Below are 13258 nucleotides of genomic sequence, written 5' to 3' on the forward strand. Positions count from 1 at the left end.
TAAGCTGCGCGAGCCAACACGGCCGTTACCGCGTACGGAGACACTGCCCATGCGAATTTTATTGGTTGAAGACAACCGCGATATTCTGGCCAACCTGGCGGATTACCTGGGGCTCAAGGGCTACACCGTGGACTGTGCGCAGGACGGTTTGTCGGGCCTGCACCTGGCGGCCACCGAGCATTACGACCTGATCGTGCTCGACATCATGCTGCCCGGTATCGATGGCTACACCCTGTGCAAGCGCCTGCGCGAAGACGCCCGCCGCGACACGCCAGTGATCATGCTCACCGCGCGTGACCAGTTGGACGACCGGTTGCAGGGCTTCAAGTCCGGCGCCGATGATTACCTGCTCAAACCGTTTGCTCTGTCGGAACTGGCCGCGCGTATCGAAGCCGTGCTGCGCCGTGCTCAGGGCGGCGACCGCCGCGCCTTGCAGGTCGGCGATTTGAGCTATGACCTCGACACCCTGGAAGTCACCCGTGAAGGGCGCCTGCTCAAGCTCAACCCGGTCGGCCTCAAGCTGCTGGCGGTGCTGATGCAAAAAAGTCCGCACGTGCTGCGCCGCGAAATCCTCGAAGAGGCGCTGTGGGGCGACGATTGCCCGGACAGCGACAGCCTGCGCAGCCACGTCCACCAGTTGCGCCAAGTCATCGACAAGCCCTTCGCCAAACCGTTACTGCAGACAGTGCACGGCGTTGGTTATCGTCTGGCCGAGGGGCGTGATGGAGTTTAAGCAAAGCCTTTCCCAGCGGATCATCATCGCCTTTGCGTTGATGAGTGCGTTGGTGGCGGGGGCCTTCGCCATGGGCATTATCGCGACCGTGCACCTGGTGGAAGAGAAGTTGATCTCGGCGGGCCTGGGCGGTGACTTGCAACGCTTGCTGCTGATGGACACGGTCGAAGACTGGCGCCACCGACCCGAGCCGGACCAGTTGTTCTATTTCAGCGGCGGGCCGGGCGATTTTGAATTGCCCAAGGACCTGCGGCATCTGGAGCCGGGCTTTCATGAAGTATTTCGCGAATCGCTGTCGTACCACGCCATGGTCGAAGTGATTGACGGGCGACGTTATGTGTTGCTGCAAGACCAAAGCGATTTCGAAGAGCGTGAGCGTGTGCTGTTTGCCGTGGTGCTGGTGGGCTTTGTGCTCAGCCTGGCATTGGCGGTGTTCCTCGGCTGGGTGCTGGCGCGCAAGGTGATGGCGCCGGTGGTGCGCCTGGCGCGTCAGGTGCGTCACCGCGACCAGTTGCTGGGGCTGGCGCCGCCCCTGGCGCCGGACTATGCGGCCGATGAAGTGGGTGAGCTGGCGGTGGCGTTCGACGCCACGTTGGGGCGGCTGCGCGCGGCGTTGTCGCGTGAGCAGTTGTTTACCAGCGATGTGAGCCACGAATTGCGCACCCCCTTGATGGTATTGGCTAGCTCCTGCGAGCTGTTGCTGGAAAACCCGGCCATCGACCAGCGCGGGCGTAACCAGGTGCAGCGCATTGCCCGTGCCTGCGAAGAAATGCGCGAGCTGGTACAGACCTTCCTGATGCTGGCCCGCGCCCAGCATAACGATGCCTCTATGTCGGCCCAGGTCACCCTCAGCCAGGTGGCGGACGATTTGCTCGGCATCTGGCGTGAACAAATCGAACACAAGGGGTTGGAACTGATCTACCAGCCAGGCAACCCCCTGGACACGCGCTACAACACGACGTTCCTGCATGCGGTGATGGGCAACCTGCTGCGCAATGCCTTGCATTACACCGAGCATGGTTTTATCCGGCTGACCCTGGAGCCGGCGGGCTTTGTGGTGGAAGACAGTGGCGTCGGCATTCCAGAAGAGAAACGCGAAGCGATGTTCGAGCCCTTCGTGCGCGGCAGCGAGAAGCGTGGTGATGGCCTGGGGCTTGGTTTGTCGCTGGTGCAACGGATCTGCGAGAACCAGGGCTGGAGCGTCAGCCTCAGCACCATGGAGCCCAATGGCTGCCGCTTTCATGTCGAACTGGGTCAGCCCGGCGCCTGACCCGTCCACCCTGCCGCAATCCTCCCAAACATCGTCGTCATTCGGCGAAGATGGCCCCATGATATTGTTTATGTCTGTAAAGTTTTGAAATGTATGGGGTTGGACAGGACAGGTTTTTCACACATGGTTGACCTGTTGATCACAGTTCGGTGCTTAACGTTGTAGGCATCAGTAACTGGAGATCAGTGATGTCTAACCCTATCAAGCTCGAATTTTCCGAAAAGTATGACGATGAGCATGCGCGGGAATATTTACTCAAGCATCAAGACAATCTGGCGCGTCGCCTGTCCCATAAACGCGACGAGCAATTGGCTCGTGGCGCCCTGGCGATGGCCGGTGAGCCAGGCCTGGTACTGGACCTGCCGTGCGGCGCGGGGCGGTTCTGGCCGTTGCTGGCAGAGAAACCCAACCGTGTGATTATCGGCGCGGACAATTCAGCGTCGATGTTGAAGGTTGCAACCGTCGCCCAACCCGCGGAAGTTGTGAAACGGGTACGACCCTTGCAGACATCAGCCTTTGATATCGACCTGCCAGATAACGCGGTCGACAGCATTTTCTGTATGCGCCTGCTGCACCATATTGGTGACCCGGCGCACCGGCTGGCGATATTGCGGGAGTTCCAACGGGTTACCCGCGACAGTGTGATCATTTCGCTGTGGGTCGACGGCAATTTCAAAGCCTGGAAACGCAAGCGCCTCGAAGGGCAGCGGCGTAGAAAAGGTGAGCAGGAAAGTTACCAAAACAGATTTGTGTTACCAGCTGCTACTGTTGAGGCAGAGTTCGAAGAAGCCGGTTTTCGTGTCCAGGAGTCTCTGGACTTCATACCGTTGTACGCCATGTGGCGAGTGTATGTATTGCGCAAGAGGTAGCAGGATGGCAGTTGAGTGCGTAGCAGGCAGTCACGTAGCTCCCGAAGACAAGTTTGATTATTTCTGGCGCCAGCAAGGCGAGTGGGTCGAGGAACCCAATCGTCGGCGCGGCGGTGAAAGCGGTGTGCAACGCGTGATGAGCGCCAATGGCCGCTTGCTCTACAGCAAGCGCCAGACCGGGCACATCTATCGCAGTTGGCTGCACCCGTTCGGTCGCCCCACCGTGTTGCGCGAGCGGGACGCCATCAAGGGCCTGCGCTTGTTGGATGTGCGCGTACCGGAGCTGGTGTTCTGCGAGGCGCGTCGCGATGCGGATCACCACTGGAAGGCACTGCTGGTGACAGCGGCGCTCGACGGTTTCGACGAAATTGAACACTGGTACGCCGCCGGTGGCCGTGAACGCTACGGCGAAGTAGTGCACGAGCGTGTGCTCAAGGAATTGGCCGGCACCCTGGCGCGTATGCACAAGGGGCGCTGGCAGCACGGTTGCCTGTACATCAAGCATATTTTTGTGCGGGTGATGGGCGAGGGCGACTCGGCCACTGTGGACGTGGCACTGCTGGATTTTGAAAAATGTCGCCAGCGCCTGACCGCTCATCGGGCGGCGTCCCATGACATGCGGCAACTGCGCCGCCATTCGTCGTGGAGCGATAGCGACTGGCAAAAACTCAGCTACTTTTACGAGACGGCGTTTGGCAGCGCTATCAAGGGTTTAACCAAATGAAGCTAGAAATAGCACGAGGTCTGTTCCTGGTGGGGGCGTTGGGCGTTGCTGCCTTGGCCCTGGCCGCGTGGGAGCAGCCTCGCACACAGGTACTCAGTGCAACGCAGGAGGGCGCGCAATGCCTGTTGCCGCGTGTCGCCAAGGCGAGTGTGGCGGCCAAGCCTGATCACGAGCTGCTGCTGTTCATGTTTGGCATGTCTCAAGGGATGAGGCCACAGAGTTGAAACGATCAAGCCAGCCGAAAAGGGCCTTGCGATGCGAGGCCCTTTTTTTGCGTTATTCACCGCCGGGAAACGGCCAAACTCGGCTCAAATCAGGTGCAGATGGTTATCCCAGAGCCCCGCCGGCAACTCCAGCGGTGTTGCCACCAACGGTTGCTGGCGGCAATCGTAGAAGCGGCAACGCCCTTGACCGGAGGTGACGACAAAACCATCCGCCACCGCGCCGACACCCGCGCAGTCCGGTAACGGCCCATCCAGGCGCAGCTCGCCGCTGTCCATGTCCCAGATAAAGAAGCGGTTGCCACGCGGCGCGGTCAGCGCCACCAGGCGCAACTCGCTGTGCACCGCGACGCTGGCGGTGTAATGCCCCATCGCCTGCAACTGCTCATCGGCTACCGGGAAGGGGACGAACGGCTGCCCTGGCCGCTTGATCGCCAGCAGCTCGGAACGCTCTTGGGACGGCCCCATGAATTGCTGACCGGTAAGGATGGTGCCATCGCTGGCGATGCCCATGTGGCGCACGCTGTTCATCTGTTGCGCCAGGGTTTCCTTGCTGATCAGTGTGCCGTCGCGGCACATCAATACCAGGCTTGGCTCCATGGCGTTGAGGTTCATCTCCACACGGCTTTCGGCTTCGGTGCGAATGCCGCCGTTGGCCACGATCAGTGTCTCGCCGTCGGGCATCCACGACACCTGGTGCGGGCCGATACCGTGGGTAGAAAGCTCACCGCTGTGCACCAGCCGCTCGCCTTCGAACTTATACACACCGAGCAGAGCCGCGACCGGGGTCGGAGGTGTCGTTTTCGGTGGCGTACAGCCAGTCGCCGCTCTGGTGAATCACCGCATGGCCATAGAAGTGGCGATTGGCGTTCGAGGTAATGGTTTGCAGCAATGCGCCATCACGCAGGTCGATCAGGTAACTCTCGGTGCCTGGGCGTCGGGCAACAAACAACGCAATCGGTAGCGTGGGGTGGTTGATGATGTCGTGGCAACGCTGGCCAACCTGGGTGGCAAATACGGGTTTGCCGTCCAGGTGGTAGCCCACGGCGTAGTGCTTGCCGTCCGCATCATCCCGCGCCGACAACAGCAGCGGGCGTTTGTCTTTGCTTTTGAACAGCGTCCAGCCACCCAGGGTGAGTGCGCTGAGCAGTACGCTGCCAATGGCCAAAGCCTGTCGCCTGAGCATCATCAGTCACCGTCGTTGGCGTTAAAGCCCAGTTGGATGCCCAGCGCCTTGGCCAGTTCGCCTTCGTGCAGGCGGTGAACCACATTGAGGCTGTCGTAGAGGTCATTGAGTTGCTGGCGCCCGGCGTCATCGTTCAACAGTTCGTTGAGGGTGCGCTGGTTGCTGGCGAACAGTTTCAGCGATGCTGCATAGGCAGCGTCGATCTTGTCGGCCAATGGCTTCTGATCCGCCGGCAGCAGGCCGCGCAGGCCCTTGTTGTCGACGCCGACCCACACGGTCTGGGCGGCGGCGAGGCTGGCCTCCAGGCTTTGCAGGGACGACTGGCTGCGCCATGCGTCAGCCTGGAACGGCTGCGGGATGCCCTTGGTCTGGCGGCCCATCGGCGTGCCGAGTTTTTTCTTCAGGGTGTCCAGCGCGGTCACTTGCACACGCAGCAGATCAGCGATCGCTTCGTGGGAATCGGCGTAGCGCTGGTTGGGAAACTTGCTCATCTGCGCGAGCATGCCGTCGGTGCTATTCCAACTGGCCAGGATCTCTTCAGCCAAGGCTTTCTGACGGTCGCCGATGGCCACCAGCAGCGGGCAATAACGCGCTTTCTGTGCCGCGTCGGCGAGGTCGGTCTTGGCGTCGTAGAGGATGTATTCGTAGGCCGACAAGCCTTGTACCACCACGCTGGACTTGGCCAGTTCGGCGCCGTCGATCTGCGGCTGGCTGGCGACCAGTTGTTCTACCTGACGGCCCACCAGGTTCTTTTTGTCCGGCCAGAACTGCACCTGCCACGAACGGTTGCCTTCAGCCAGCGGGCCGATCAGCAGCGGTTGCAACTCGGCCCAGGCTTTTTGCGCGTGGAGGAAGTCTGCGCGGGCGGTGTCCAGGCTCTCCTTGCCTTGGCAGTAGGCCAGGGCACTGACGGCCAGTTGACGGTCGGCCTCGACCCAGCGGCTGTAGGTCGGCAGGATCACTTGCTTGGCGATCGCCGCCGAGGTCACGGCTTGCGGGTCTTGTGGCGAGCAGGCGCCCAGCGCAAGGGCGGCCAGGCTGGTGAACAACAACTTGGGACGGAACATGTCGAGCTCCCTTCTGTAAGTGGGGCAAAGCTTATAAAGAATTCAGGAACGCCAGCAACGCAGCGCGCTGCTCGGCATTGAAGGACAACACATGCTGCTGCGCCGCTTGTGCCTCACCGCCGTGCCAGAGCACGGCTTCCAGCAGGTTGCGCGCGCGGCCGTCATGCAGAAACTGGGTGTGGCCACTCACGGTTTGCGTCAGGCCGATGCCCCACAACGGCGCGGTGCGCCAGTCGCGGCCGCCGGCCTTGAATTCGCTGCGGTTGTCGGCCAGGCCCGGGCCCATGTCGTGCAACAGCAGGTCGCTGTAGGGGCGGATCACTTGGTTGGCCAGTTCAGGTTCGGCGGCCGTCGCTGCGGTGGTGAACGACGGTTTGTGACAACCCTGGCAACCCGCCTGGTAAAACAGGTTCTTGCCGTCCAGCACTTGTGGGCTGTCGACATCGCGACGCACGGGTACGGCGAGGTTGCGGGTGTAGAACAGCACCAGGCGCAGGATGTTATCGCTGACCTCCGGCTCGCCGTCGGGGCCGTTGCCGTTGGGCGCCTGCTTGCAGGCCACTTGGGCATCGGTGCAGTCATCGAAGGGTCTCAGGGAGGTGGTGAGGCCCATATCACCAGAAAACGCGTGAACATTTTGTTGATTGAGGTTGGGTTGCCCGGCTTTCCAGCCAAAGCGCCCCAGAACAGTCTTTTGCCGAGCGTCATCCCACACCCAATTCGCGCGGCCGACCAGGGCTTCTTTATCGGCGGTTTTCGCGTCGGTGTTGCGCAGGATATCCGCCTCGCTGATGGCTTCGAGCAGGCCCAGGCCGATCATCGGCGGGGCGATGCGCGCCGAAAAACGCGTGTCGGGGTGCATCGGGCCATAGCCCAGTTGGGTGATCTGCAGGTTTGGCTGGCGCAACTCGACGACGGTACCGTCCTTGAAGGTGACGTTGACCGGCGTGTAGTCGACGCGCACCTTGCCTTCGGGTTCTACACCGGGCACGGCCATGTCTTGCAATTGCCCGCCATAGACCGGCTCGGGCACCACGCCGGCCTGTTCAATGAGTTTGGCGTAGGCGGGCGCATCCGGGATCGACAGACGCACCAGCATCGACACTGCATTGGCGGCGTCGGGCAGCGGCGGGTGGCCACGGCCATCCTTGATATGGCAGTTCTGGCAGGCGTTGGTGTTGAACAGCGGGCCCAGGCCATCACGCGCGGTGGTGGTGGACGGCGCGATCACCCAGGGGCTGCGGAAAAAGCTGTTGCCGACGCTGAAGTCCAGGCGGCGCGTGGGCGACAGGTTGGCCGACGGCAGGGAAAACGCGTTCTGGTCGCGCTTGTTCACCGTCGCCGCGCCGCCCGCACGCGCCTCACCCGGCTCGACCTTGGCAAACCTGGGGGCGTTATCGCACGCAGTGAGGCCCAGGGCCATGCAAGCGATGGACAGACGAAAAAGCGAGCGGAACATCGAGTTTCCTGAACGAAGGCGAAAAATCTGGTCGCAAAGTCTAACAGGGCCGGGGGGAATGAATAAGAGCAATTATCGTTTGGTGGTAGCCGATTCATTCCCGCTAGAATGACCGCACATTTTTTTTGGAGGTGACCAATGCAGGCTATCGACGCTTTGCTCAACCGTGTTTCCGTGCCGCGCTTGCTGGAGCCGGCACCGACCCAGGCGCAGCGCGACGTGTTGTTCGCCGCCGCCATGCGCGCGCCTGACCACGGCCAGCTGCGTCCTTGGCGTTTCCTCACGGTGGAGGGCGCCGCCCGCGAGCGGATGGGCACGCTGCTGGCCGAAGCCGCGCGCCTGCAAGACGCCGACGCCCCGCAAGCCGCCATCGACAAGGCGCAGAACGGCCCGTTGCGCGCACCGCTGGTGGTGGTGGTGATTGCCCGTTTGCAGGAACACTTCAAGGTACCCAAATCCGAACAGTTGCTGGCCGCTGCCTGCGCCGCCCACGGCATTCTGCTGGCGGCATACGCACAGGGGATCGGCGCGGTGTGGCGCACCGGCGAATTGTCTTACTCCGCTCATGTCGCCAAGGGCCTGGGGCTGAAGCCGGATGAAGAAGTGATTGGCTTCCTATACCTGGGCACGCCGCAAAACCCACCGCGCACGGCGCCGAAGGAAGATGTGGCGCAGTTTGTTCAAGCCTGGAACGGTCTTTGAACGATCACTGAGCTGCTTGATGTGGGCGCTGGCAAACCCCGCTCCCACAGCGGCTTCATGGCGTTGGTGAGCGGATCGTTGGCGGTGCAGGAGCGTTCAGAGCGGCTGGGCATGCCGTTCGGGGCGTGACCAGATCCACAGGTTGCCCAGGCTCATGCCGGCAATGGCCAGGTAAATCGGCCAGCCGTGGTCGAGCATCACCAGCATCACTATGGCGCACAGCAGCATGCTCACGGTGGCGCTGACCTTGGCCCTGCGCGCGATGATCTTGCCGTTGCGCCAGTTGAACAGGATCGGCCCGAACAGGCGGTGGTTTTCCAGCCAGGCGCTGAGGCGTGGCGAGCTTTTAGTGGCAGCCCAGGCAGCCAGCAGGATGAATTCGGTGGTGGGCAAACCCGGCACGACAATCGCCACCAACCCGATGCCCAGGCTGACGTAGGCCAGCAGTCCGAAAAGGAGCTGGACGATTTTCGAGGTGGATTGGGTTTTACCGGTCATGGTGAAACTTATCTGGGGAGAAGGTTTACAAAAGTGCGAACTGAAATGCAGTTTAACGGTGGAAGGGGGCTTGCACCCTCCCACAGTTGATCGCATTTCAATTCAGACGTCAGGCCAGTTCAGGCGCGCTAGCGTACGCCTGTTCCAGCAACACGGTGAAGCGTACAAACGCATCGACCGCGCCTTGTTCCACGGCGGCTTCTTCTTCGGCGCTCAATTGCAGAGCATCCAGGGTGCGGGTGAAGCTCTTCCAGCCTTCGGCGCGACCGCCGGCCGGTTCGCCCAGGTGGCGGGCCCCGAAGGTTTCGCTCAGGCCCAGGCCCACGGCGCGTTTGATCAGGAACGCGGCGCCCAGCTTGGAACCTTCAGACACGAACAGCCAGCCCAGCGCTTGGGCCTTGCTTGGGTTCTTGAGCGCGCCGGCCACCGGTGCGGGCACTTCAGTGTCCAGGTCGGCAAGGTCCAGTTTGGCGGCGTCGGCGCGGCAGCGCGCGGCCAGGTCCGGGACGATCTTGATCAGTTCGGCATCGTTGTACAGGCCCACCAGTTCCGATTGGAACAAGTACTGCGCCACCACGAAACGGGCAAAGTTGGCCTGGGTTTCGAACGGTGCATGGGCTTTTACCAGCGCATCGAGCTTGGTGTGCGGCTCATTGGTGATCTGGTTCAAGCGCTGGGAGCGCAGGCTTGGGCGTTCTGCGGTAGGGGAAGCGGTCATGAAAAAGTCCTTGAGAAGGGAAGCGCCTTGTTGCCCTAAAGAGAGCGGTTATCAACTAGACGAACAAGAAGACGCGGCACAGTAAAAAATCCTCACCTGGCCGACGAAATCTCGGCGAGGTGAGGGAGGCGTGGTCAGATGTCCCAGACCACGTTGATCGCAAAGTTGCGACCCGGCTGGGTCAGGCGGTCAAGGTTGGCGGGGCCCGTCACTGCGGCTTCGCCGACGCTGTCGTAGCTGCGCACGTCATCCCAGTTCCAGTACTTTTTGTCGGTCAGGTTGTAGAAGCCGCCGTTGAGGGTCACGTCGTTGGTCACCTTGTAGTAGGCGGTCAGGTCGAGAATGCCGAAGCCCGGGGTCTTGAACGGGCCTTCGGTGCTGCCGTCGGGGGCGTGAAAGGTGCTGCTGTCGACGCGATTCTGTTTTTTCACCAGGGTCCAGCTCAGCAGGCCACCGTAGTTGTCCTGCTCATAGCCCAGGCCGAACACGCCCTTGAGCGGGTTGACGCTGTTAAGCGGTTCACCGTTGTCGTCGTTGCGGCCGTGGGCGTAGGCAACCGCGCCTTGGGTGTAGAGGCCTTGTGGCGCGCCGAATGCGTCCAGGTTCAGGCGGCCCTTGGCTTCTACGCCCTTGACGGTGGCGCGTTTGATGTTCACGGCCTTGAACTGCTCGACGGTACCCGCGACCACGGCGTTGTCTTCGTCGATAAAGTCGCGGTACTTGTTGTAGAACACCGCGATCTCAAAAGACCCCTCGTCAAACTTCCCGCGAAGCCCGGTTTCGATGCCCTTGCTGGTTTCCGGCTTGAGGTCGGGGTTCGGCTCCACGAGATAGCCGATGTTCAGGTTCTCGAAGCGCCCATAGAGGGATTTGGCCGAGGGGGTGCGGAACCCTTCGGCGTACTGGCCGAACCATGTGTAGTGATCGGTCAGGGCGTAGGTCAGGCCAAATTTGGGCGTAACACGGTGCCAGGTTTTTTCCTTGTCGCTCACTTGGTCCGCACCGGTGGGGTTCACGGTGTTGAGGAATTCCTCGGTCAGCTTGGGTTTGAGCCGGGTGTAGTCGTAGCGCACGGCGGGCAGGAACGTCCATTTATCCCAGCTGATCTGGTCTTGTGCGAACAAGGAGTAAGCGTTGATGGTCGGGTCGGGGAAGTCACTGGACTTCTTCACGCTGTCGCCGGCTTGCGGGCTGGGCGCGCCGATGGCCGTGCAACCGGAGCCGACAGCGAGGCAATAGGCCGAGCCCTCGCGGGACCCGGTGACTTTTTGCTGTTTGAGCGTCGTGCCGTAGGTCACCTGGTGATCGGTTTCACCCAGGCTGAATGCTTTGTCCAACTGAGCGTCGAAAACCCACTGTTTCTCTTCGTAAAGCGTGTCGCGGGTACGCATCACGCGCCGGCCCGACTGATAGATTTCGGCGGTCGTCTGGTCGGTCTTGGCGATCTGGTAATTGAGGCTGGTCTTGATACGGTCGGCTATCGGTGACGCGAGGGCGAAGCTGTTTTCAAGGCCGAAACGTTCGCGGGTAATGGTGTCGTTGCCGCGACGGTCACGGTACAGGTTGAAACCGCGCCCGCCGATGAACGGGCCGCCCACCGCGTTCTTCAGGTTGATGTCGCGATCATCCTTGTACTTCTCATATGTCAGGCCCAGGCGGTTGTCGTCACCGTAGTTCCAGCCCAACTTGGCCAGCACGTTGGTGGTGCGCGCGTCTTCCGGGTTGGCGCCGGTGCGGTCCAGCCCGGTGGCGTTATTGCCGTCATAGGATTCGGTTTCATGGCCGTTGCGCTGGCTCAGGTGCAGCAGGCCGTCGAAGTCCTGCACGCGACCGGCGAAGGTGCCGGACGTCAGCCAGCTCTCATCGGCGGAGCTGTAGCCGGTCTTCAGGCGGGCGCCGACATCCTGGCCGGGCTTGATGATGTCATCCGGGTCGAGGGTGAAATAGCTCACCGCGCCGCCGATGGCGCTGCTGCCATACAGGGCTGAGGCGGGGCCACGCAGGATCTCTACGCGCTTGACGATTTCCGGGTCGACATAGTTGCGGCGGGTCTTGGCGTAGGGGCCGTTGAAAAAGTTGTCGGGTACTTCCACGCCGTCCACTTGGGTGAGGATGCGGTCGCCATCGATGCCGCGGATGTTGAAACCGGCATTGCCCGACCGTGTGCCGGCGCCGCCCACCGACACGCCGGGCTCGTAGCGCGCCAGTTCGCGGATGGTGTTCACGTTCTGACGGTCCAGCGCTTCGCGTTCATGCACGCTGACGGTGCTGGGCACACTGTTCACATCCTGTTCGTTGCGAGTGGCGCTGATGGTCACCTGCTGCAGGTTGAGGGTGCCGCCGGCTGCGCGTTTCTCCAGCACGATGCTGTTATTGCCCAGTTTGCGGTAGCCCAGGTTGGTCCCCACCAACAGCCGGTCCAGCGCTTTTTCCGGCGGCAGCGGGCCGCGCACGCCAGGCGACGACACGCCTTGGCCGAGCTCTGCCGGCAGGCCGACTTGCCAGCCGGTCACGGCAGTAAATGCGTTGAGCGCCGAGACCAGCGGCTGCTGCTCGATGCTGAAGGTGTAATTGCCGTGGCTGCGCGCGGCGGGCTCGGCGGCGCTGGCGGTCATCACCGGCACGCCGGCCAGCAGGATGGCGGCGGTCAGCAAGGACAGGACGGGCGAAGAAGACCGGCGATTGAAACGAGAGGACATCGAGAGCGCTCCGGGGTACGAATCTTATAGTTGCGAACCGAACCAAATAGGAATCAGTTGCATTGGCTAAGACGAGACGTACCACCGAGGGCTATCGAGTAAAAATTGTTCTCATTTAATTCAGGATAACCAGCGCCGGGTATTCCGAGAGCGTGGCCGAGGTGATGTGTGCCAGGGAACGCACCACGTCCAGCGGCTGGTCGAGGCGGTAATTTCCGGTGACGGCGACGCGGGCGAGACGGTCGTTGGTGTTGACGATCCAGCCGGGATAATACCGACGCAATTCGGCAAGCACTTCGCTCATCGGGCAGTTTTCGAAGATCAGCCGGCCTTGGACCCAGGCCAGGTCTTTGTTGGCATCCAGCTTGGCCGGCTGGCCGAAGCCTTTGGGGCCGATGCGGATACTTTGCCCCGCGCTCAGGCGCACGCGGGCGTCGTCGACGGTGTTGCTCAGGTCGACATCACCACGCTGCACTTGCACCTGGGCCTCGCCATTGAGGTAGCGCACGGCGAAGGCGGTGTCACGTACGCTGGCGCGCACTGGGCCGGCGTCGATCTGCAAGGGCTGGTCGTGGTTCGGCGTGACTTCAAAAAACGCTTCGCCCTGGTACAGGCGGGCGATGCGCTGGTGATCCTTGACGTCGCTGGAAAACGCCGAGTTGGTGTTGAGCAGCACTTTGGAGCCATCGTCCAGTTGCAAGCGCTGACGTTCGCCGACCACGGTGAGGTGGTCGGCTTGCAGGCGCACCGGCAAATTGCTGAAGCTGAACAGGCCGATCAACAGCACGGCGGCTGTTGCCAGTGGCTTCCAGTACGGTTTGATCCGGCGCCAGGCGCTGGGCGTGCGCGGCGCCGCCAGGGCCGCGGCGGCGCTGTGTACCGGCGCGCCACCCCAGGCCGCCTGGGCTTTTTCGAAGGCATTGGCGTGGGCCGGGTCGCTGGTCAGCCAGCTTTCAAACTCGGCCTGCTGCCCGGGCTGCGGGCACTGCAGGGCGATCAGCCAGTCGAGGGCCTGGTCCATAGCCGCGTCTTGCAACACCTCATGAGCCAGCTCATGGGCGCGCAGTTTGTTCGGGTCTGTCACGGTGTGCCTCGGGTCTTCGCCACGTTCT

At 62.0% G+C, this 13258-nt stretch carries 12 protein-coding genes and 1 pseudogene; 6 read left to right on the forward strand and 7 right to left on the reverse strand.

Annotation, left to right across the window (positions count from 1 at the left end):
- Positions 1 to 49 precede the first annotated feature (49 nt).
- From colR to AB4O23_RS09520, 5 genes are all read left to right on the forward strand, one after another.
- A complete protein-coding gene (gene colR / locus AB4O23_RS09500) occupies positions 50 to 733 on the forward strand; it encodes a two-component system response regulator ColR (protein ID WP_460150451.1) in 684 nt (227 codons plus the stop codon).
- Positions 723 to 2003: a sensor histidine kinase gene (locus tag AB4O23_RS09505; protein ID WP_065876663.1), complete on the forward strand. Its 1281-nt coding sequence runs from the start codon at positions 723 to 725 to the stop codon at positions 2001 to 2003. Before colR ends, AB4O23_RS09505 begins: the two co-directional genes overlap by 11 nt.
- Positions 2004 to 2191: 188 nt before the next feature.
- A complete protein-coding gene (locus AB4O23_RS09510) occupies positions 2192 to 2872 on the forward strand; it encodes a class I SAM-dependent methyltransferase (protein ID WP_017529271.1) in 681 nt (226 codons plus the stop codon).
- Positions 2873 to 2876: 4 nt separating this feature from the next.
- Positions 2877 to 3596 carry a lipopolysaccharide kinase InaA family protein gene (locus AB4O23_RS09515; RefSeq protein WP_017529270.1) on the forward strand — a complete coding sequence of 240 codons (720 nt, stop codon included), beginning with the start codon at positions 2877 to 2879 and terminating at the stop codon, positions 3594 to 3596.
- A complete protein-coding gene (locus tag AB4O23_RS09520; protein WP_017529269.1) occupies positions 3593 to 3820 on the forward strand; it encodes a hypothetical protein in 228 nt (75 codons plus the stop codon). The genes AB4O23_RS09515 and AB4O23_RS09520 overlap by 4 nt, the downstream gene beginning before the upstream one ends.
- 84 nt (positions 3821 to 3904) lie before the next feature.
- On the opposite strand, the pseudogene AB4O23_RS09525 reads toward AB4O23_RS09520, so the two are convergent.
- The 3 genes and pseudogenes from AB4O23_RS09525 to AB4O23_RS09535 all read right to left on the reverse strand — a co-directional run bounded on the left by AB4O23_RS09525 (position 3905) and on the right by AB4O23_RS09535 (position 7529).
- Positions 3905 to 5003: pseudogene (locus AB4O23_RS09525) on the reverse strand (DUF1513 domain-containing protein).
- Positions 5004 to 5005: 2 nt separating this feature from the next.
- Positions 5006 to 6070: an imelysin family protein gene (locus AB4O23_RS09530; protein ID WP_017529267.1), complete on the reverse strand. Its 1065-nt coding sequence runs from the start codon at positions 6068 to 6070 to the stop codon at positions 5006 to 5008.
- A 31-nt stretch (positions 6071 to 6101) separates the two neighbouring features.
- Positions 6102 to 7529, reverse strand: a complete 1428-nt coding sequence (locus tag AB4O23_RS09535) for a di-heme oxidoreductase family protein (protein WP_460150453.1) — start codon at positions 7527 to 7529, stop codon at positions 6102 to 6104.
- A gap of 138 nt (positions 7530 to 7667) precedes the next feature.
- On the opposite strand from AB4O23_RS09535, the gene AB4O23_RS09540 reads away from it, so the two are divergent.
- Positions 7668 to 8231, forward strand: a complete 564-nt coding sequence (locus AB4O23_RS09540; RefSeq protein WP_017529265.1) for an NAD(P)H nitroreductase — start codon at positions 7668 to 7670, stop codon at positions 8229 to 8231.
- 96 nt (positions 8232 to 8327) lie between these two features.
- On the opposite strand, the gene AB4O23_RS09545 is transcribed toward AB4O23_RS09540, so the two are convergent.
- The 4 genes from AB4O23_RS09545 to AB4O23_RS09560 all read right to left on the reverse strand — a co-directional run bounded on the left by AB4O23_RS09545 (position 8328) and on the right by AB4O23_RS09560 (position 13230).
- Positions 8328 to 8729 (reverse strand): YbaN family protein, encoded by a 402-nt coding sequence (locus AB4O23_RS09545; protein ID WP_017529264.1) that lies wholly within the window; start codon positions 8727 to 8729, stop codon positions 8328 to 8330.
- A gap of 109 nt (positions 8730 to 8838) precedes the next feature.
- A complete protein-coding gene (locus AB4O23_RS09550) occupies positions 8839 to 9447 on the reverse strand; it encodes a biliverdin-producing heme oxygenase (RefSeq protein ID WP_017529263.1) in 609 nt (202 codons plus the stop codon).
- A gap of 134 nt (positions 9448 to 9581) precedes the next feature.
- Positions 9582 to 12146 carry a TonB-dependent receptor gene (locus AB4O23_RS09555; protein WP_065876661.1) on the reverse strand — a complete coding sequence of 855 codons (2565 nt, stop codon included), beginning with the start codon at positions 12144 to 12146 and terminating at the stop codon, positions 9582 to 9584.
- A 115-nt stretch (positions 12147 to 12261) separates the two neighbouring features.
- Positions 12262 to 13230, reverse strand: a complete 969-nt coding sequence (locus AB4O23_RS09560; protein ID WP_065879542.1) for a FecR family protein — start codon at positions 13228 to 13230, stop codon at positions 12262 to 12264.
- Between the last annotated feature and the right edge of the window lie 28 nt (positions 13231 to 13258).

The sequence above is a fragment of the Pseudomonas sp. H2_A10 genome (assembly GCF_054680085.1).

Bases quoted from the DNA above. Each gene is read 5' to 3' on its own strand.
- AB4O23_RS09540 (WP_017529265.1), top strand. From the start codon at position 7,668: ATGCAGGCTATCGACGCTTTGCTCAACCGTGTTTCCGTGCCGCGCTTG.
- AB4O23_RS09550 (WP_017529263.1), bottom strand. From the start codon at position 9,447: ATGACCGCTTCCCCTACCGCAGAACGCCCAAGCCTGCGCTCCCAGCGC.
- AB4O23_RS09510 (WP_017529271.1), top strand. From the start codon at position 2,192: ATGTCTAACCCTATCAAGCTCGAATTTTCCGAAAAGTATGACGATGAG.
- AB4O23_RS09545 (WP_017529264.1), bottom strand. From the start codon at position 8,729: ATGACCGGTAAAACCCAATCCACCTCGAAAATCGTCCAGCTCCTTTTC.
- AB4O23_RS09515 (WP_017529270.1), top strand. From the start codon at position 2,877: ATGGCAGTTGAGTGCGTAGCAGGCAGTCACGTAGCTCCCGAAGACAAG.
- AB4O23_RS09530 (WP_017529267.1), bottom strand. From the start codon at position 6,070: ATGTTCCGTCCCAAGTTGTTGTTCACCAGCCTGGCCGCCCTTGCGCTG.
- AB4O23_RS09555 (WP_065876661.1), bottom strand. From the start codon at position 12,146: ATGTCCTCTCGTTTCAATCGCCGGTCTTCTTCGCCCGTCCTGTCCTTG.
- colR (WP_460150451.1), top strand. From the start codon at position 50: ATGCGAATTTTATTGGTTGAAGACAACCGCGATATTCTGGCCAACCTG.
- AB4O23_RS09535 (WP_460150453.1), bottom strand. From the start codon at position 7,529: ATGTTCCGCTCGCTTTTTCGTCTGTCCATCGCTTGCATGGCCCTGGGC.
- AB4O23_RS09505 (WP_065876663.1), top strand. From the start codon at position 723: ATGGAGTTTAAGCAAAGCCTTTCCCAGCGGATCATCATCGCCTTTGCG.
- AB4O23_RS09520 (WP_017529269.1), top strand. From the start codon at position 3,593: ATGAAGCTAGAAATAGCACGAGGTCTGTTCCTGGTGGGGGCGTTGGGC.